9 protein-coding genes are annotated in these 19,337 nt (G+C 73.9%); 6 read left to right on the forward strand and 3 right to left on the reverse strand.

Annotated elements, in window-relative coordinates:
• Nucleotides 1-3: 3 nt before the first annotated feature.
• Nucleotides 4-1,248 carry a cytochrome P450 gene (locus ACWCXH_RS27610; protein ID WP_449804181.1) on the reverse strand — a complete coding sequence of 415 codons (1,245 nt, stop codon included), beginning with the start codon at nucleotides 1,246-1,248 and terminating at the stop codon, nucleotides 4-6.
• Nucleotides 1,249-1,506: 258 nt separating this feature from the next.
• On the opposite strand from ACWCXH_RS27610, the gene ACWCXH_RS27615 reads away from it, so the two are divergent.
• A complete protein-coding gene (locus tag ACWCXH_RS27615; protein WP_449804182.1) occupies nucleotides 1,507-1,968 on the forward strand; it encodes a rhodanese-like domain-containing protein in 462 nt (153 codons plus the stop codon).
• Between the two features lie 46 nt (nucleotides 1,969-2,014).
• Here the strand turns inward: ACWCXH_RS27615 and ACWCXH_RS27620 are convergent, their stop codons facing one another.
• On the reverse strand, nucleotides 2,015-3,193 hold the full coding sequence (locus ACWCXH_RS27620; protein ID WP_449804183.1) for a cytochrome P450: 1,179 nt from the start codon (nucleotides 3,191-3,193) through the stop codon (nucleotides 2,015-2,017).
• 428 nt (nucleotides 3,194-3,621) lie between these two features.
• Between ACWCXH_RS27620 and ACWCXH_RS27625 the strand changes: the two genes are divergently transcribed.
• From ACWCXH_RS27625 to ACWCXH_RS27640, 4 genes are all read left to right on the forward strand, one after another.
• Nucleotides 3,622-12,909, forward strand: a complete 9,288-nt coding sequence (locus ACWCXH_RS27625; RefSeq protein ID WP_449804184.1) for a non-ribosomal peptide synthetase/type I polyketide synthase — start codon at nucleotides 3,622-3,624, stop codon at nucleotides 12,907-12,909.
• Nucleotides 12,896-14,602, forward strand: coding sequence for a phytoene desaturase family protein (locus tag ACWCXH_RS27630; RefSeq protein ID WP_449804185.1), 1,707 nt, complete (start codon nucleotides 12,896-12,898; stop codon nucleotides 14,600-14,602). Before ACWCXH_RS27625 ends, ACWCXH_RS27630 begins: the two co-directional genes overlap by 14 nt.
• A gap of 77 nt (nucleotides 14,603-14,679) precedes the next feature.
• Nucleotides 14,680-16,320: a phytoene desaturase family protein gene (locus tag ACWCXH_RS27635; RefSeq protein ID WP_449804229.1), complete on the forward strand. Its 1,641-nt coding sequence runs from the start codon at nucleotides 14,680-14,682 to the stop codon at nucleotides 16,318-16,320.
• A 24-nt stretch (nucleotides 16,321-16,344) separates the two neighbouring features.
• Entirely contained in the window at nucleotides 16,345-17,400 is a 1,056-nt protein-coding gene (locus tag ACWCXH_RS27640; protein WP_449804230.1) for an MDR family NADP-dependent oxidoreductase, read from the forward strand.
• A gap of 7 nt (nucleotides 17,401-17,407) precedes the next feature.
• On the opposite strand, the gene ACWCXH_RS27645 is transcribed toward ACWCXH_RS27640, so the two are convergent.
• Complete coding sequence (locus ACWCXH_RS27645; protein WP_449804186.1) at nucleotides 17,408-17,863, reverse strand: N-acetyltransferase family protein; 456 nt, start codon at nucleotides 17,861-17,863, stop codon at nucleotides 17,408-17,410.
• A 171-nt stretch (nucleotides 17,864-18,034) separates the two neighbouring features.
• Between ACWCXH_RS27645 and ACWCXH_RS27650 the strand changes: the two genes are divergently transcribed.
• Nucleotides 18,035-19,333, forward strand: coding sequence for a hypothetical protein (locus tag ACWCXH_RS27650; RefSeq protein ID WP_449804187.1), 1,299 nt, complete (start codon nucleotides 18,035-18,037; stop codon nucleotides 19,331-19,333).
• The last annotated feature ends 4 nt before the right edge of the window (nucleotides 19,334-19,337 follow it).

The raw sequence follows: 19,337 nt of genomic DNA on the forward strand, positions 1-19,337 counted from the left end.
CGCCTATCGGCAGGCCTGGCGCAGCACCGCCGGGGTCGGGCCGTCGGGGCGGACGGTGATGCTGTAGGCGGCGCCGGTGGGGGTGGAGAGGAAGGTCGGGGTGTGCGTCGGGAGGAGGCGTTCGAGGAGGGCCGTGGTCTCGCGGAGGGCGAACTGGGTGCCGAGGCAGGCGCGGGCGCCGAGGCCGAAGGGGAGGTAGGCGGCGAGGTGGGCGGGGCGGGTGCCGGTGGAAGTGAAGCGGGTGGGGTCGAAGCGGTCGGGGTCGGGCCAGAGCGCCGGGTCGCGGTGGGTGAGGTACGGGCAGACGAGGACGTCCGTGCCCGCCGCGATGCGGTGGCCGGCGAGGACGTCGTCCTCCAGCGCATGGCGGGGGAGCAGCCAGGCCGGCGGGTAGAGGCGGAGGGTCTCGCCGACCAGGGCCTGGGGGTCGGCGGTGCGGGCCTCGGGGTGGCGGTCGAGGAGCAGGAACAGCCAGGTGAGGGCGGTGGCGGTGGTCTCGTGGCCGGCGACGATGAGGGTCACGAGTTCGTCGCGGATCAACTGATCGGTGTATTCGGGGTGCTGGGAGGAGGCTTCGAGGAGGTCGCGCAGGATGCCGGGCGCGTCCGAGGAGCGCGCCGCGTCGATGGCGGCCCGGGCGGTGGCGTCGATCCTGGCGAGGTCCTCGGCCACGGCGTCCCGGGCGTCGGCCGCGTTGGTGGGCAGGGTCGGCATCGCGGCCACGACCCGCTGGACGGCGGCGAGTTCGTGGTCGGTGGCGTCGTCCAGCTGGTGGCCGGTGAGCGCCCGCCACACCGTGTCCAGGGCGAAGCGCCGCATCTCGTCGCCCACGTCGAACGTCTCGCCGCTGCGCGCGTACCCGGCCCACCGGTCGGCCGTGTGCTGCGCCGCCTCGGCGATCCGCTGCTCGTACCGCCGCATGCCCGTCCCGGTGAACTGTGACTGCAACAGCCGCCGTTGACGCCTCCACGCGTCCCCGGCGGTGGACAGCACGCCGTCCCCGATGAGCATCCGCGCCCGGTGCGAGCGCTTGACGTACCGGTCCGGGTGCCGGCCCAACACGTGCTGCACGGCCACCGGATCGGTGACCAGCACGGTCGGCGTCGGGCCGAGGCGGAAGGCGGCGACCCCGCCGATCCCGCGCTTCGCCCTCGCCAGCAGGTCGACGAGCTCGGCCTCCTCCGCCCGCCACTCCTCGATGACGTCCGCCGCCAACTCGGGGACGGCGGGATGCGTTTCGCTCGCCACGGTGGTGCTCCTCGGTCGGCCTGATGGTCCGTCGAGGGAGGACTCTATGCGAACGGCGGCTGCGCCGCGGTCCGTCCCCCTCGACGGGCCGCGGCGCAGTTCTCCCCTCTGCGCGTCGGAGATGGCTGGCGGGATCTTGACGAAGAGAGGCGATCACGCCACTCGTGGACGGGCCCTCGTGCGGGCCAGGATCGGCGCATCACCCTGAACCACCCCTGAACCACCCCTGAACCGCCCGAACCATCCAGGAGCACCCCGATGACCAGCGCCGTCCTCTCCGTCCCCGCCGCCGACCCGGCCCTCGCCGCCGCGCACTTCCTCTCGCGCCTCACCTTCGAGGCCGACGTGTCCGACGTGCGCGCCGACCTGCTGGCCGGCGTCCCCGGCCTGGTCGTCGTCGACTCGCGCAGCGACGTCGCGTGGTCCCAGGGCCGTATCCCGGGCGCCCTGCACCTGCCCACCGCCCGCGTCCCGGAGCTGGCCCCGCAGTTGGTCGACCGCGAGGCCACCGTCGTCACCTACTGCTGGGGCCCCGGCTGCAACGGCGCCACCCGGGCCGCGCTCGCCTTCGCCCGTCTCGGCTACCGGGTGAAGGAGATGCTCGGCGGCTTCGAGTACTGGGCCCGCGAGGGTTTCGCGTACGACACCGACCACGGCACCGAGCAGCGCCCGGTCGACGACCTGACGGCCCCGCGCTCGGGCATCTCCTGCGCCTGCTGAGCGGTGGTAGTGGTGGCGGTGGGGGCGTCGGCCGGAGCTCGCCGGCTCACCACGTCACCGTGAGCCGGCGCGGGCTGCGCGTGGAGAACACGCGGCGCCATTCGAGCCCCTCGACCGGCTCGTCCAGCCGCAGGCCCGGCAGGCGCGTGGCGAGGCGGTGGAGCGCGAGGCGCAGTTCGAGGCGGGCGAGCCAGGGGCCCAGGCAGTAGTGCGGCCCGGCGCCGAAGGCCAGGGTGGCGGCCTCCAGGGGTTCGAAGAGGCCGTCGGCGAGGCCCGTGGTGAAGACCTCCGGGTCCCGGGCGGCGCTCGTCCGGTCGACGATCACCACCGCGCCGGCCGGGACGGTCACCCCGCTGATCACCGTCTCCCGCACCGAGCGCCGCAGGGCTCCCAGCCCCTCGCCGAGCGGGATGGTGTGCAGCAGCCGGTCGGCGGCCGCCTGGGCCGCCGGTTCGGAGGTGAGCCGCGGCCAGGCGTCCGGGCGCTCGCCCAGCAGGTAGACGAGGGCGTTGCCGAGCGTGGCGACGGTCGTCTCGTGACCGCCCGCGATCAGGCCGCAGACCAGCTTGACCAGGCGCTCCTCGGTGACGCAGCCCTGCTGGTCGGCGGCCACCACCATCCGGCTGACCAGGTCCTCGCCGGGCTCGCGCCGCCGCCGGTCGAGGAGTTCGGCCGCGAAGGCGCAGAACTCCGCCAGCACCGTCCGGACTTCGCCGGCCGGCCGGCTGCGGTCGGCGAACAGGTGGTCCGTCCAGTGGCGCAGCCGCTTCCGGTCGACGTCCTCCACGCCCATCAGGCGGCTGATCACGTCGACCGGCAGCGGCATGGTGAGCGAGGCCACCAGGTCGGCCGGCGGGCCCTGCCCGACGACGTCCTCGACGAGCCGTTCCACCACGGAGGCGAGCCAGGGCGTCCACGCGTCGACGGCCTTGCGGGTGAAGGCCTGCTGCATGAGGGTGCGCAGCTGTCGGTGGTCCGGGCCGTCGATGTTGGTGATGAAGCCGGGGTCGCCCTCGAGGTTGGAGACGGAGCCGAGCGGCGGCGCGTCCGGCGCGAAGAGCGTCGCCCGGCCGAACGCCGGGTCGGTGAGGACGTGCCGGACGTCGTGGTAGCGGGTGACCAGCCAGGCGGGCGTGCCGTTGGGCAGGGCGGTGAGCCGGGGTGGCCCGTAGGCGGCGGGCTCCAGGCGGTGCAGGGGCGGCAGCGCGCGCTCCTCGACGGACATGGATCCTCCAGTCCCGCGCGGCGCGGGATTCGTCGGCTTTCGGGGTGCGGCAGCAGCTTTCACGGGGCGTGCGCGATGAATCCAGCAGAGCGTCAATGACACTCGGCTATATTCCGCCATTCGGGTTATCCGCACGTCGAGTCAGCTTCGTGGCGGGTGGCTCGGGCTAGCATCACTGGCGTTTCCGTTCGTCGACCATCGAATGGCCAAGGAGAGCGTGCTGTCTGCCACTGCACGTCTGGTCGGCCGTCCGCTTCCACCTCTCTCCGTTGACTTATTCGAGGCGTGAGCCATTGCGCCGCACTCGCCGGCGGTAGTGATCGGATTTTCTTAGGAATCAGATTTTCCCAGGACCACATGTTCGCAGTCGAAACGGATTTCTCCGTCCAGGGAATTCGTCCACGCGAACAGAACCCCCGGATTGGACCATGACCACCTCGCCCCTCGACGTGCCCAGCGAACGGATCGCGATCACCGGGATCGGCTGCCGCCTGCCCGGCCACGCCAACGACCACCGGTCGTACTGGCGCAACCTGCTGGAGGGCCGGGACTGTCTCGTCCCGACGCCGCCCGACCGGTACGACGTCGCGTCGCTGGGCAGCCGGGACCGGGCCAAGCCGGGGCGGCTGATCGGCGGCCGGGGCGGGTACATCGACGGTTTCGACACCTTCGACCCGGAGTTCTTCGGCATCAGCCCGCGCGAGGCCGCCTCCATGGACCCGCAGCAGCGCAAGCTGCTGGAGGTCGCCTGGGAGGCGTTGGAGGACGGCGGGCAGCGGCCGTCGGAGCTCGCGGGCCGGGACGTCGGGGTGTACGTCGGCGCGTTCACCCTGGACTACAAGATCCTCCAGTTCGCGGACCTCGGCTTCGAGACGCTCGCCGCGCACACCGCCACCGGCACCATGATGACGATGGTGTCGAACCGGATCTCGCACTGCTTCGACTTCCGCGGCCCCAGCGTCTCGATCGACACCGCGTGCAGCTCCTCCCTGGTCGCGGTGCACCTGGCCTGCCAGAGCCTGCTCCGCGGCGAGAGCGAACTCGCCCTGGCCGGCGGCACGTTGCTGCACATGGCGCCGCAGTACACGATCGGCGAGACGAAGGGCGGGTTCCTCTCGGCGGACGGCCGCTCGCGGGCCTTCGACGCCGCCGCCGACGGGTACGTGCGGGCCGAGGGCGTCGGCGTGGTGGTGCTCAGGCGGCTGTCGGACGCGCTGCGCGACGGCGACCCGGTCCACGCGGTGATCATCGGCAGCGGCGTCAACCAGGACGGCCGCACCAACGGCATCACCGTGCCGCGGGCGGACGCGCAGGTCGCCCTGATCGAACGGGTCTGCGCCGAGGCCGGAGTGCGGCCCGGCGGCCTGCAGTACGTCGAGGCCCATGGCACCTCGACCCCGGTCGGTGACCCGATCGAGGCGAACGCGCTCGGCCGGGTGCTCGCGGTCGGGCGGCGACCGGGGGAGCGCTGCTACGTCGGCTCGGTCAAGACCAACATCGGGCACACCGAGTCCGCGGCCGGGGTGGCCGGGCTGATCAAGACGGCGCTCGCGCTCGAGCACCGGCGGATCCCGCCGCACATCAACCTGGAGCGGCCCAACCCCGACATCGACCTGGACGCGCTGCCGTTCGAGATCCCGACCACCGTCGTCGACTGGCCCGAGCACGACGGCCCGGCGCGGGCGGGGGTCAACTCCTTCGGCTTCGGCGGCACCAACGCGCACGTCCTGCTGGAGGAGGCGCCGCCGCGCGAGCCCGTCGAGCCGCGGACCGCAGCGGTGCCCGCGCCGCCGTGCACGGTGCTGCCGCTGAGCGCCCGCGACGCGGCCGGACTGCCCGAGCTGGCCGCCGGCATCCGCCGCGAACTCGCCGACGGGGCGCCGCTCGTGGACCTCGCACACACCCTGGCGCACCGGCGCGAGCACCTGCCCGAGCGGCTCGCCGTGGCGTACTCCTCCCGGGAGTCGCTGGACGAGGCGCTGGCCGCGTACGAGCGCGGCGAGCCGCACCCGAGAGTGGTCCAGGGCCGCGCCCGGGAGCGCCGACAGCGGCGGCTGGCCTGGGTGTTCACCGGCATGGGCCCGCAGTGGTGGGCGATGGGCCGCGGGCTGTACGAGAGCGAGCCGGTCTACCGCGAGGCCGTCGACGCGTGCGACCGGGAGATCCGCGCGCAGGCCGGGTGGTCGCTGCTGGACGAACTCTCCCGTGACGAGGGCGAGTCGAGGATGGCCGAGACCTGGCTCGCGCAGACCGCCAACTTCGCGCTCCAGGTGGGCCTTTCGGCGCTCTGGCGCAGTCGCGGGCTGCGGCCCGACGCGGTCGTCGGCCACAGCACGGGCGAGGTCGCCGCGTTCCACGCGGCCGGGGTGTACGACCTGGCCGACGCCGTCACGGTGGTGCTGCACCGCAGCCGCCTCCAGCACCGGCTCGCCGGGACGGGCACGATGCTCGCCGTCGGCCTGCCCGAGGCCGACGCGGAGCGGCGGATCCGCCCGCACCGCGAGCGGGTGTCGCTGGCGGCCGTGAACGGGCCGAGCGCCGTGACCCTCGCGGGCGACGCCGACGCGCTCGGCGCACTCGCCGAGGAACTGCGCCAGGAGCAGGTGTTCGTGAAGTTCCTGGACGTCGAAGTCCCGTACCACAGCCTGCGGATGGACCCGATCCGCGAGGAGCTGCTGGCGGCGCTCGCGGACATCACGCCGCGCGAGGCGCAGGTGCCGCTCTACCTGACGGCCGTGGAGGACCGCGCCCTCGGCCCCGAGCTGGACGCCGCCTACTGGTGGCGCAACGTCCGCCGCCCGGTGCGTTTCAAGGCCGCCGTCGAGCGGATGGCGGCGGACGGGCACACGCTGTTCCTGGAGATCGGCCCGCACCCGGTGCTCGGCCACGCGATCCGCGAGTGCCTCGGCGACACCGACGCACGGACGCTCCCGTCCATCCGCCGCCGCGACGACGAGCCCGAGCGCGTCGCCCGTACGCTCGCCGAGCTGCACACCCTCGGCGTCGAGCCGTCCTGGACGGCCCTGCACCCCGCCGGCCGCCCGGTGCCGCTGCCGTGCTACCCGTGGCGGCGCGACCGGTACTGGGCCGAGCCGCGCCCGGTCGAGCAGGTCCGCCGCGGCGAGTCCGACCACCCGCTGCTCGGCCGCCGCACCGCCGCCGCGCAGCCGACCTGGGAGAACGCGCTCGACGTCGAGAAGCTGCCGTACCTGTCCGACCACCGGATCGAGGGCAGCGCGGTCTTTCCGGCGGCGGGCTACCTGGAGATGGCCGCCCAGGCCGTCCGGGCGCTGACCGGCGGGACGGACGTGGTGCTCGCCGACGTCGACCTCGCCCGGGCCCTGGTGCTGTCCGACGCGGAGCCCACCAGGGCGCAGTTCTCCTTCGCCCCCGACGACGGCCGGTTCACCGTCGCCTCGCTGCCCGCGAGCGGCGATCCGGTGGTGCACGCGAGCGGCCGGGTCCGCACCGGCCAGCGCCGCGCCCACGGGCCGTCCCTCGACGCCGACGCGTTCCGCGCACGCGGCACCCGCCACGAAAAGGCGGACTGCTACAGCGAGTTGGCCGCCCACGGCTACCACTACGGCCCCGCGTTCCAGGCCATCGACGAGGTATGGACGGCTCCCGGCGAGGCGCTCGCCCGGATCGCCCCGACCACCGGCGACGCCGCCGGGCACCACGTCCACCCGGTGCTGCTCGACGCCTGCTTCCAGACCCTCCTCGCCGCCGACGTGCTCCAGGCGGGCGCAGGCGGCGTGCGGCTGCCGGTGTCCGTCGGGGAGGTGCGCCTCGGCCCGGTCGGCGACCGGACGGTCTGGGCCCACGCGACCGTCACCCGCGACACCGGGGACGAACTTCTCGGCGACCTCGCCCTGTACGCCGAGGACGGCACCCCGCTCGGCCGGATCACCGGCTTCCGGGTCGCCGACGTCGCCCACGCCGCCTCCTCCGTCGGCCTCGCCACCATCGACGGCTGGCTCACCGAACTCGCCTGGGTGGAGGCGGAACCGGCCGAGGCGACCGACTCCGGTGACCTCGTCCTGCTCGCCGACGCCGGCGGCCTCGCCGAGCGGCTGGCCGCCCTGGCGGGGGAGCGGGGTGTCCGCTGCCACCTCGTGCGGCCCGGCGACGGCTACGGGCACACCGCCGACGGCTCCACCGTCCGCCCCGACTGCGCCGCGGACTTCACCCGCCTCCTCGCCGACCTCGACCCGGCCTTCCGCACCGTCGTCCACCTGTGGAACCTCGACCTGCCCCGGTTGGAAGCCAGCGGACGGGAGGACCTCGACCGGCTCGCCGGCCTCGGCGCCTACTCGCTCGTCGCCCTCGCCCAGGCCCTTCCCGCGGCCCGGCCGGACGGGCGGCTGCACATCGTCACCCGCGGCACCCAGGCCACCGGCCCGGACGACCGGGTCGAACCGCTCGGCGCACCCGCCTGGGGCCTCGGCCGGGTGCTCTGGCAGCAGGAACTCGCCGCCCAGCGCGGCACGCTGATCGACCTCGACGCCTCCACCGACCCGCCCGACGGGGTCCACCTGCCCGACGAGGCCGACCTGCCCGACGAGGCCGACGCGCTGCTGCGCGAGCTGACCGTGCACGGCGAGCAGGAGATCGCCCTGCGTGGCGGCCGCCGCCTCACCGGCCGGCTGCGCCCCGCCGAGGGCCTCACCCGCCCGCTGCCCCTGAGCCTGCGGCCCGACGGCAGCTACCTCGTCACCGGCGCGTTCGGTGCGCTCGGCCGGCTGCTGTGCCGCACCCTCGTGCGGCGCGGCGCCCGGCGGCTGATCCTGCTCGGCCGCACCGCCCTGCCCGAACGCGGCCAGTGGCGGCACACCGACCCCGACAGCCCGGCCGGCCGGCGGATCGCCTTCCTGCGCGAACTGGAGGCACTCGGCGCCGAGGCCATCGTGGCGCCGGTGGACGTCACCGACGAGACCGCCCTGGCCGCCTGGCTCGCCGACTACCGCGACCGCCAACTCCCGCCCGTCCGCGGCGCGTTCCACCTCGCCGGGCAGGTCCGCGACACCCTGATCCCGCAGATGGACCGTGCGGCCTTCGACGCCGGGTACACGCCGAAGGTGGTCGGCGGCTACCTCCTGCACCGCCTCCTGCGCGACGAACCGCTCGACCACTTCGTGCTGTTCGCCTCCGTCGCCTCGCTGCTCACCACGGCCGGGCAGGCCAACTACGCGGCGGGCAACGCCTTCCTCGACGCGCTCGCCCACCACCGCCGCGCCGACGGCCTGCCCGCGATCAGCCTCGACTGGGGCCCCTGGGCCACCGGCATGATCGAGGAGCTCGGCCTCGTCGCCCACTACCGGGACGCCCGCGGCATGAGCTCGCTCCCGCCCGGGGCCGGCACCGCCGTCCTGGAACGGGTGATCGGGCAGGACCGCGCCCAGTTGCTCGTCGCGACCGTCGTCGACTGGCCGGTCTTCCTCGCCTGGTACCCCGCACCGCCGCCCCTCGTCGCCGACCTCGCGGCGGGCGCCGCCGAACCCGCCCAGGCCGAGGCCGGCGGGCTCCTCGCCGCCTTCCGCGCGGCCCACCCGGCCGGCCGTCGCACCCTGGTCGCCGAGCGCTTCGCCGCCGCCGTCGCCGCCGTGCTGCGCATCGGCGCCGATCGGATCGACGGGGACACCCGGCTCGGCGCGCACGGCATGGACTCACTGCTCGCCATGGAGCTGCGCGCCCGCGTCCTCGGTGAACTCGGCGTCGCGCTGCCGGTGGTGGCCCTGCTGAGCAACGGCCCGGTGGGCGAGCTGCTGGACCTCCTCCACGACGGCCTCGCCGACCTCGCCGCCGCCGACGGCACGGTCGAGCGCGCGGCCGTCGAACTGCACACCGACGAGCAGTGCTACCCGCTCACCCACAACCAGAAGGCGCTCTGGTTCCTCAGACAGCTCCACCCGGACGGCTTCGCCTACAACATCGGCGGCGCCGTCGAGGTCCGCACCGCGATCGACCCGGAGCTGTTCACCGAGGCCTTCCGCACCGTCGTCGCCCGCCACCCCGCGCTGCGCGCCGCGTTCACCGCGGAGGAGGGCCGTCCGGTGCAGCGGATCCGGGACGAGGCCCTCGTCGACACCGCCCTGATCGACGTCGAGGGCCGGCCCTGGGCGGAGATCCAGGACCTGATCGTCGCGGAGTACCGCAAGCCGTACGACCTGGAGCGCGACCCGCTGGTGCGGCTGCGGATGTTCCGGCGCGGACCGGAGCGCTGGGTGCTGATGAAGGCCGTCCACCACATCGTGTCGGACGCGATCTCGACCTTCACCTTCATCGAGGAGCTGTTCGAGGTCTACGAGGCCCTGAAGGCGGGCCGCGCCCCCGAACTCCCGCCGGTGCCCGCCCGCTACCTGGACTTCCTCAACCACCAGAACCGCTTCCTGGCCGGCCCCGAGGCCCGCCGGATGCTCGACTACTGGCGCGGCCACCTGCCCGTCGAGGTGCCGATCCTCAGCCTGCCCACCGACCGGCCCCGGCCGGCCGTGCAGACGCACAACGGCGCGTCCGTCTTCTTCCGGCTCGACGCCGACCTCAGCGCCCGGGTGCACGAGCTGGCCCGCGCGCTGGGCGCCACGCCGTTCATGATGCTGCTGAGCGCGTACTACCTGCTGCTGAACCGCTGGTCCGGGCAGGAGGACATCATCGTCGGCAGCCCGGTGACCGGGCGGACGCAGGAGGAGTTCGGCTCCGTCTACGGCTACTTCGTCAACCCGCTGCCGCTGCACGTGAGCCTGGCCGGGGAGCCGACGGTGGCCGAGCTGCTGGGGCGGGTCCGGGAGACCGTGCTCGGCGGACTGGACAACCAGGAGTACCCGTTCGTGCTGCTGGTCGAGCAGTTGGGGCTGCAGCACGACCCCAGCCGCTCGGCGGTGTTCCAGGCGATGTTCATCCTGCTCACCCACAAGGTCGCGGTCGAGCGCGGGGGCTACCGCCTCGACTACGTCGAACTCCCGGAGGAGGAAGGACAGTTCGACCTGACACTGTCCGCGTACGAGGACCGCGCGGACGGCCGCTTCCACTGTGTGTTCAAGTACAACTCCGACCTCTTCGACGCCTCGACCGTCGAGCGGATGGCCGGACACTACCGCAACCTCGTGGACGCCATGACGCGTGCGTCCACGGACGAGCCGACCGGCCGCCTGCCGATGCTCGGCGAGGACGAACGCCGGCGCGTGCTCACCGAGTTCAGCGGCGCCGGGCGCGTCCTCGACCACGACGTGCCGCTGCCCGAGCTGTTCGCCAAGGCCGCCGCCGAACACCCCGAGGCCGTCGCCGTGGTGGCCCCCGGTCTCGCCGGCCCGCCCGAGGCGCGGCGGCTCAGCTACGGCGAACTCGACCGCCGCGCCCAGCGGGCGGCCCTGCGGCTGCGCGAGCTCGGCGTGCGGGAGGGTTCGGTGGTGGCGGTCTGCCTGGCCAAGTCACCCGAACTGATCACCACCCTGCTCGCGGTCTGGCGGGCCGGCGCCGCGTACCTGCCGCTCGACCCCGGGCACCCGGCCGACCGCCTCGCCTACCAGGTCGCCGACGCCGGCGCCGCCCTGGTCGTCGTCGACCAGGGGCACCCGGCGCCGGCCGGGCTGCCCGCCCCGCTGGTGACCCTGGAGGAGCTGGACGCGCCGGCGGCCGACGGCGCCCTGCCCGCCGCCGACCCGGACCGGCCCGCCTACGTGATCCACACCTCCGGCTCGACCGGTCGCCCGAAGGCCGTCCGGGTGGCACACCGCAGCCTCGCCGCGGTGGCCGCCGGCTGGCGCGCGGAGTACCGGCTGGACACCGACGTCCGGGTGCACCTGCAGATGGCCGGGGTCTCCTTCGACGTGTTCACCGGTGACCTCGCCCGGGCCGTCTGCTCCGGCGGCACGCTCGTCCTGGTCGACCGCGAGCTGCTCTTCGACCCCGCCCGGCTGTACCGGACGATGTGCGAGGAGGCCGTGGACGGCGGCGAGTTCGTCCCGGCGGTGGCCCGCACCCTGCTCGCCCACTGCGAGCGCGAGGGCCTGCGGCTGGACTTCCTGCGGCTGCTGATCGTGGGCTCCGACCTCTGGAAGGCCGGCGAGCACGCCCGGCTGCGCGCCCTGTGCGGGCCGGACACCCGGCTGGTCAACTCCTACGGCCTGACCGAGGCCGCCGTGGACAGCACCTACTTCGAGGGACCGGTCGACGCCCTGGAGCCGGGCCGGATGGTGCCCATCGGGCGGCCGTTCCCCAACAGCGAGCTCTACATCCTCGACCGCCACGGCGAGCCGGTGCCGCCCGGGGTGGCCGGTGAGCTGTGGGTCGGCGGCGCGGGCGTGGCCGACGGCTACCCGAACGACCCGGGGCAGACCGCCGAGCGCTTCGCCACCCTCGACCTGGACGGCCCCGTCCGGCTCTACCGCACCGGCGACCTCGGTCGCTGGGACGCCGAGGGCACCGCACACCTGCTCGGCCGGATCGACAACCAGGTGAAGGTGCGCGGCCACCGGATCGAACTCGGCGAGATCGAGGTCCAGCTGGCCGACCGTCCGGAAATCGCCCAGGCGTGTGTGACGATCCGTCAGGACACCGGCGGCGACGCCGTGCTGTGCGCGTACTGCGTCCCGGCGGAGGGCGCCCGGATGGACCGCGGCGAGCTGCGGCGCCACCTCTCCGAGCGGCTGCCCACCTTCATGATCCCGTCCTGGTTCACCGAACTGCCCGCCCTGCCGCTGACGTCGAGCGGCAAGGTCGACCTCGCCGCGCTGCCGGAACCGCGCGTCGAGACCGGCGGCGAGCGGCACGATCCGCCCGTGACGCTCTACGAGATCCGGATGGCCGCCCACTGGCAGGCGCTGCTGGGGGTGGAGGGGGTCGGCCTCCGGGACGACTTCTTCGAGCTCGGCGGCAGCTCCATCCGGTTGATCGAGCTCATCCACCACCTGCGGACCGAGTTCAACATCGGTATCCCGGTCGGCCGGCTGTTCGCGGTCACCACCCTGCACGGCATGGCGCGCGCCGTCGAGCAGATCATCACCGGCGAGGTGGCCGGCGCCGAACCGTACCTGTGGTTCAACCGGGCGGCGCCGCAGGAGCGGACGGTGTTCTGCTTCCCGCCGGCCGGCGGGCACGGCCTGGTCTACCGCCAGCTCGCCGCGCACCTGCCCGGCCACCGGATCGCCGCGTTCAACTACCTCGCCGGCGACGACAAGGCGGCCCGGTACGCGGACCTCGCCGAGGCGCTGCACGAGGAGGGGCCGTACGCCCTGCTCGGTTACTCGCTCGGCGGCAACCTCGCCTTCGAGGTGGCCAAGGAACTGGAGCGCCGCGGCCGCGCGGTGAGCGCCGTTGTCGTCCTGGACTCCTACCGGATCACGGAGGCCTACGCGCTCGGCGACGAGCACCTCGCCGCGTTCGAGCGCGAGCTCCACGAACACCTGTACCGGCACACCGGATCGACGATCGTCGCCCAGGAGACCATCGAACAGGCCCGGGACTACCTGGAGTTCTGCAGCCGCACGCCCAACCTCGGCACGGTCGCCGCCCCGCTCGGCGTGGTCTGCGACCGCGAACGGCTCGCCCTCCACACGGGCGACGAGGAAGGCTCCTGGCAGGGCGCCTCCACGGCCGGCACCGCGGTGCACGGCGGGCACGGTACCCACGCCGAGATGATGGACAGCGAATTCGCCGCCCGGAACGCCGAGTTGGCGGGCGCGATGCTGGCCGGAGGCACCGCCGATGGCCGCACCTGACCACGGCCCGGACTGGACCGCCCGGGAGCGCGCCCCCGGCGGCCCGCCACGGGTGATCATCATCGGGGCGGGCGTCGCGGGCCTCGCCACCGGCTGCTACGCGCAGATGAGCGGCATGGAGACGCGCATCTTCGAGAAGCACGTGCTGCCCGGCGGCTGCTGCACCGCGTGGTCGCGCGAGGGCTACCTGTTCGACTACTGCATCGACTGGCTGATCGGCACCGCGCCGGGCGTCGGCGGCCACCAGGTGTGGCGCGAACTCGGGGCCCTGGACGGCAAGTCGGTCACCGAGTTCGACGTCTTCAACCGCGTCGTCGACGAGCACGGCCGGGCCGTCACGTTCTACAACGACCCGGACCGGCTCGAACGGCACCTGCTGGAGACCTCCCCGGCGGACGCGCCGCTGATCCGCTCCTTCTGCAAGGACCTGCGCCGCTTCGCCGCCCTCGACCTGCCCTGGGAGGTCACGCCCCCGCCGCTGCGGACGGTGGCCCAGCGGCTCCGCACCGCGCGCGCCGTCCTCCCGGCGTTCCGGCTGTTCTGGCGCACCGCGACCACCCCGATGCGCGGCTTCGCCGACCGCTTCCAGGACCCGCTGCTCCGGCGGGCCCTGCCCAACATGTTCCTGCAGGAGCCGGCCGGCTTCCCGCTGCTGCCGTACCTGTACACCCTGGCCGCCGCGCACAACGGCAACGCCGGTTTCCCGCAGGGCGGTTCGCTCGGGCTGGCCCGCTCGGTGGAGGAGCGCTACACCTCGCTCGGCGGGGTGATCGGCTACCGCCGCCGGGTCGAGCGGATCCTGGTCGAGGACGGCCGGGCGGTCGGGGTGCGGCTTCGGGACGGCACCTCGCACTACGCCGACCACGTGGTGTCCGCGTGCGACGGCCCGACCACGGTGGACCGTCTGCTGGAGGGCCGCTGGACCAGCCCGACGACGGACCGGCTCTACCACGAACTCCTCGACCGTCCGGGCAACTTGTACCCGGCGGCCGTTTCGGTGTTCGTCGGCGTCGACGGCCCGCTCCCGCCCGGCGAGGCGCACAGCACGACCTACCTGCTCACCCCCGAGCAGGGCGCCCGGCTGCCCGGTGCACTGCAGAACAGCCTTGTCGTGCAGCTGCGTTCGCAGTACGGCGACGGCTTCGCGCCACCGGGCAAGTCGATCCTGCACTGCATGTACTTCAGCGACCACGCCTCGTGGAAGGCCCTGCGCGCCGCCGACCGCCGCGCCTACCGGGCCCGCAAGCAGGAAGTCGCGGAGTTCGTACGGGAGTTCCTGGCGCGGACGCACCCGGGGCTCGCGGGCCGGATCGAGCTGCTCACGGTGGCCTCGCCCGTCACCACCGAGCGGTTCACCGGCAACACCTACGGCAGCATCCTCGCCTGGCAGGCGTTCTCCGACGCCGAGGACGCCGCCAACCGGCTGGTCGACAAGGACCGCATGCGGCTGCCCGGCCTGCGCGGCTTCTCGATGGCGGGCCAGTGGGTCGGCATGGGCGGGCTGATCCGCGCGGCGACCAGCGGGCGGTTCGCCGTCCAGTACCTCTGCCGGGAACTCGGCCTGGAGTTCCGGGCCTGGCCCAGCGACAACGAGGAGCCGTGGCACCCCGGCAAGTGGGGCCGCGTGCCACGGCTCGACCGGCGGGACGCCGCAGCAGTGGAGACCGCGGAAGCAGTGGGAGCGAGCGAGTGAGCGAGCGAAGCACGGGGGTCCCCCCGGCCGGAGGCAGGGGGAGAGGTGGGCGCATGGGTGTGACGACCAGGCCCAACATGGTGATCGTCGGCGGCGGGCTGAGCGGCCTGTCCACCGGCTGCTACGCCCGGATGAACGGGTACCGGACCAGGGTCCTGGAGATGCACGAGATCCCCGGCGGCTGCTGCACCGGCTGGGAGCGCGGTGAGTTCACCTTCGACCCCACCGTCAGCTGGCTGCTCGGCAGCGGCCCCGGCAACGAGATGCACCAGATCTGGCTGGAGTTGGGTGCCCTCCAGGGCAAGCGGATGCGCAACTTCGACGCCTTCAACGTCGTGCGCGGGCGGGACGGCCGGGCGGTCTACTTCTACTCCGACCCGGACCGGCTGGAGGCGCACCTGCTCGGCCTCTCGCCGGCCGACGCCCGCCCGATCAAGCAGTTCTGCGGCGACCTGCGCCGGTTCCGCCGCTGCCTCACGCTCTACCCGTTCCTCAGCCCGGTCGGGCTGATGAGCCGCTGGGCGCGCTACCGGATGCTGGCCTCGTTCGTGCCGTACTTCAACCTCATCCGCCGCTCGCTCGGCATCCTCATGACGGACTACTCGCAGCGGTTCCAGGACCCTTTGCTGCGCGAGGCGTTCAACTTCATCCTCTACGAGAAGCACCCCAACTTCCCCGTGCTGCCGTTCTACTTCCAGCTCGCCGCCCACGAGGGCCGGTCGGCCGGGGTGCCGGAGGGCGGCTCGCTCGGACTGGCCCGCTCGATCGAGGCGCGCTACAAGCGGCTCGGCGGCGAACTCACCTGCAACGCCAAGGTGGAGGAGATCCTGGTCGAGGACGACCGGGCGGTGGGGGTGCGCCTCAGCGACGGGACGGAGATCCCGGCGGACGTCGTGGTGTCGGCCTGCGACGGCCGGGCGACGGTGATGGACCTGCTCAAGGGCCGCTACCTGAACGACACCTACCGCCGCCTCTACACCCACTGCATCGACCAGCGGGACCAGGTCTTCCCCGGCTACGTCGCCGTCTTCCTCGGCCTGCGCGAGCCGTTCCCGGTCGGCGACCCGTGCACGACGTACCTGCTCGACGAGGACCTCGCCGGGCGGCTCACCGGGATCCGGCACCCGAGCATCAACATCCAGTTCCGCAGCCGCCACTACCCCGAGCTGTCGCCGGCCGGCACGGGCGTCGTCTTCGCGAGCTACTTCAGCGACATCGCCCCCTGGCGGGCGCTGAGCACCGGCCCCGAGCAGGCCGCCCGGATCCGCCGCGGCGAGGAGCTGCACACCCTGCCGGTCGGGCGCGGCCGGGAGTACCAGCGGGAAAAGCGGCGGGTGCGCGACGCCGTCATCGAGCTGCTCGAACGCCACCACCCCGGCATCCGGGCCGCGATCACCGTCAAGGACGTGTCGACCCCGCTCACCCAGCTGCGCTACACCGGCAACTACGACGGCTCGGTGCTGGGTTGGCAGCCGTTCGTGGAGAGCGGCGAGACGATGGAGGAGGAGATCAAGCGCAACGGCCCGGTGCTGCCCGGCCTGCGCGACTTCTACCTCTCCGGGGTCTGGGCCACGACCGGCGGCCTGATCCGGGCCGCCGCCTCCGGTCGGCACGTCCTGCAGTTCATCTGCCACGAGGAGGGCCGGCCGTTCACCGCGACCGTGGACGACACGGCCCCGCCGCCCACCCATCTCGTCGACCCCGTCGGCCAGTTCTGAGGAGCACCTTTCGTGAGGTCTTTCGTGAGGATCGAGAAGTGGATCGTCCGTGAGCACGTCGAGGGCGTCCCGGACGTCGAGCGGATGTACGAGAAGGTGGTCGAGGACGTCGACGTCCGCCTCGCGCCGGACGAGATGCTGTTCCGCACGAGGTACGTCTCGGTGGACCCGTACCTCCACGGGATCACCCAGGACACGCCCATCGGCGACCACGCGGGCGGCGACTCCGTCATGGAGGTGATCGAGGCCGGGCCGCAGGCGCGGTTCGCGGTCGGCGACCTGGTGCACGGCTTCGGCGGCTGGCGCAGCCACGTCATCGGCACCGGCGAGGCGACACCGTGGCAGACCGGGACGTTCCCGATGGTCTTCCCCGAGTACCGCCTGCTCGACCCCCGGGACCACGACGAGGCGCTGCCGCTGTCGACGGTGCTCGGCATCATGGGCGGCTCGGGCATGACGGCCTGGGCGACGGTGACGAAGTTCCTGGACGTGCGGCCCGGCGACACCGTCGTGGTCGCCGGCGCCTCCGGGTCGGTCGGCTCGCTGGTCGGCCAGCTGGCCAGGCGGCGCGGCGCCCGGGTGGTCGGCACCACCGGCTCTCCCTCGAAGGTGGCCCGGCTGAGCGAGCTGGGTTTCGACGCGGTCGTGCTCTACCGCGACGGGGACGACGCCGAGCGGCTGCGCGAGGACCTGGGCAAGGCGGCGCCGGCCGGTGTCGACCGGTACTTCGACAACCTCGGCGGGACGCTGACCGACGTCGTGTTCACGATGCTGAACATCGACAGCCGGGTCGCGGTCTGCTGGCAGTGGGCCAGCCAGGTCGGCGGGGACCGGACCGGGCCCCGCCTGCTGCCGATGATCATGTTCCCGCGCACGACGGTCCGCGGCATCTTCGCGCCGGAGTGGTTCACGGACGAGAACTGGGCGGGCCTGCGGGCCGAGGTGGGCGGCCTGGTGCGCAGCGGGGAGATCGCCTACGAGCAGACCGTGCACCACGGCTTCGACAGCATCCCCGCCGCCTACCGCAGTCTGTACACCGACCGGGCGGGCAGCCGGGGCAAGGTGCTCGTCGAGCTGTGATCCGGCGCTACGGCTTCCAGACGTACCGGATGTCTGGCTCGCGCTCCTCGTTCCCGCTGCCGTCGGTGCGGTGGCTCTCGACGAAGCCGTGACGCTCGTAGAAGCGCTGCGCCGTGGTGTTGACCTGGAACGTCCAGAGTTCGAGGCCCTCGGGGCAGCGCTCCTTGGCGACCTCGACCAGCCGGTCCCCGATGCCGCGGCCGCGCCACTCGGGGGCGAGGTAGAGCTGGTCGAGGTCTCCGTCGTGGAGCACCATCATGCCGACGACGGCGCCGCCGGCCACCGCGACCCAGGTCTCGCGGGCCGGGACGACCCTCTCCACGAACCAGGCGCGGACCTGGTCGTCGGGGCGGGGCCGACGGACGGTGGGCAGCGCGGCGTCGTACGAGCGCAGCCAGACCTCGGCCACCGCCTCCGCGTCGGCGGTCTCGGCACGTCGGATCACCAGCTCGTCGCTCTCCACGGGCGGGATTCTGCCAGCCGGTCCGTCGAAAGCGAACGGGTTTTCCGGGCAGTGGGAGCGGGTGGGAGCGGATGGCGTTGGCGGATCCGAGGAGGGACGGCTATGCTCCGGGCCGATGACGACTCACTCCTCCCTCGGTTTGGAGGTCCCGTCCGCGCAAGGTGAGTGCTGATGCTCACTCACTCCGCGAACCGGGATCCCCGTCTCCTCCGCTGGCTGCGCGTGCGCGAGTTCGCCGTGCCGCCCACCATGATCGAGTCCGCGACCGCCCGCCGCCGCACCGGCGACTGGGCGGGTGCGTGTGCCGCTGCGCGGCTCGACGTCGACCTCGACCTCAAGGCCGCCACCCGCAGCTACGGCCGCGCGTTCGGTGAACAACTCCGCGCCGACCTGAGACGGTTGGCGCCCGACCTGCTGCGCTGGCACCTGCCCAGGACCGCCCCGGACGGGCTGCTGCGGCCCGGCCTGACCGTCCCGCTCGCCCGCTACGCCGGCACCGGGCGCGAGGGGCGGAGCCCGGTGCACCTGGTGGTCCGCACCCCGCCCGCGTGGGCGGACGGCGGCCAGCGGATCAGCCTCGCGCTCTGGTCCGACGGCGCGGACGCGGGCCCGCACCCGCATCCACGGCCGAGCCGCCGCTACCGCCTCGACCTGCACCGGCACCTCTGGGACGCCGACCGGGCGGGCGAGTTGGGCGCTCGCGGCGGTGATGGCGCGGCGCATCCGGCGGTGCCGCCGGGCCTGCCGTGCGCCGTCGACCGCTGGGCGGACGAGGCGCGCATCCTGCTGGCGGCCGACGGGCTGCCCGCAGGCCGCGTCGCCGTCCGGCTCGGGGGCCGGCACCGGCTCGTCCTCGACGCCGACGGCACGCCCGCGTCCGGAGCGACGGACGGCCTGCCGGTGCTGCCCGACGCGGCGACGTGGATTCCGCCGGACGCGGAACTGCTGCGCGCCGGGCTCATCGAGCCCGACCGGCTGCACCCGCTGGTGGCCGCCGCCCTGGTGCCAGGACACGCCCCGGCGGCGCGGATGCGGCGCCCCGGCGGGCCCCGGTTCGTCGACTGCCGGGGCGCCCGGCACCGGATCGGCCTGGTGGACGGGGTGCTGGCCGCGCTCGACCACGACCCCGAGGAACTCCGCCGCGAGGAACTGCTCGTGGCCCTCGGCGGCCCGCCCCTGCCCTGCCTGCGGGTGATCGACCTCACCCACCGGCGCCCGGCCGGGCTCGGCGGGGTCCGCGAACTCCTCGACCACGGCGACACCGCCGGGGCCCTCGCCATCGTCGAGGAGCTGCTCGGCCCCGCCGCCGTACTGCGCGACGGCCCGCTGCGGGACGAACTGGAGGCCGCGGCACACCGCCGGATCGCGTACGGCCTCTACCGCGCCGGCCTGGCCGGCGGCCACTGCCCGCCGGGCACGCCCCGTCCCCGCGGCCACCGCTCGCACCCGCGGCACACCCCGGTCCGCTGACCTT

The organism is Kitasatospora sp. NPDC001660 (assembly GCF_053596725.1).

Excerpts from the sequence above, each read along its gene's own strand:
- ACWCXH_RS27620 (WP_449804183.1), bottom strand. The coding sequence starts at position 3,193 with ATGTCCGTCGAGGAGCGCGCGCTGCCGCCCCTGCACCGCCTGGAGCCC.
- ACWCXH_RS27635 (WP_449804229.1), top strand. The coding sequence starts at position 14,680 with ATGGTGATCGTCGGCGGCGGGCTGAGCGGCCTGTCCACCGGCTGCTAC.
- ACWCXH_RS27615 (WP_449804182.1), top strand. The coding sequence starts at position 1,507 with ATGACCAGCGCCGTCCTCTCCGTCCCCGCCGCCGACCCGGCCCTCGCC.
- ACWCXH_RS27630 (WP_449804185.1), top strand. The coding sequence starts at position 12,896 with ATGGCCGCACCTGACCACGGCCCGGACTGGACCGCCCGGGAGCGCGCC.
- ACWCXH_RS27650 (WP_449804187.1), top strand. The coding sequence starts at position 18,035 with ATGCTCACTCACTCCGCGAACCGGGATCCCCGTCTCCTCCGCTGGCTG.
- ACWCXH_RS27625 (WP_449804184.1), top strand. The coding sequence starts at position 3,622 with ATGACCACCTCGCCCCTCGACGTGCCCAGCGAACGGATCGCGATCACC.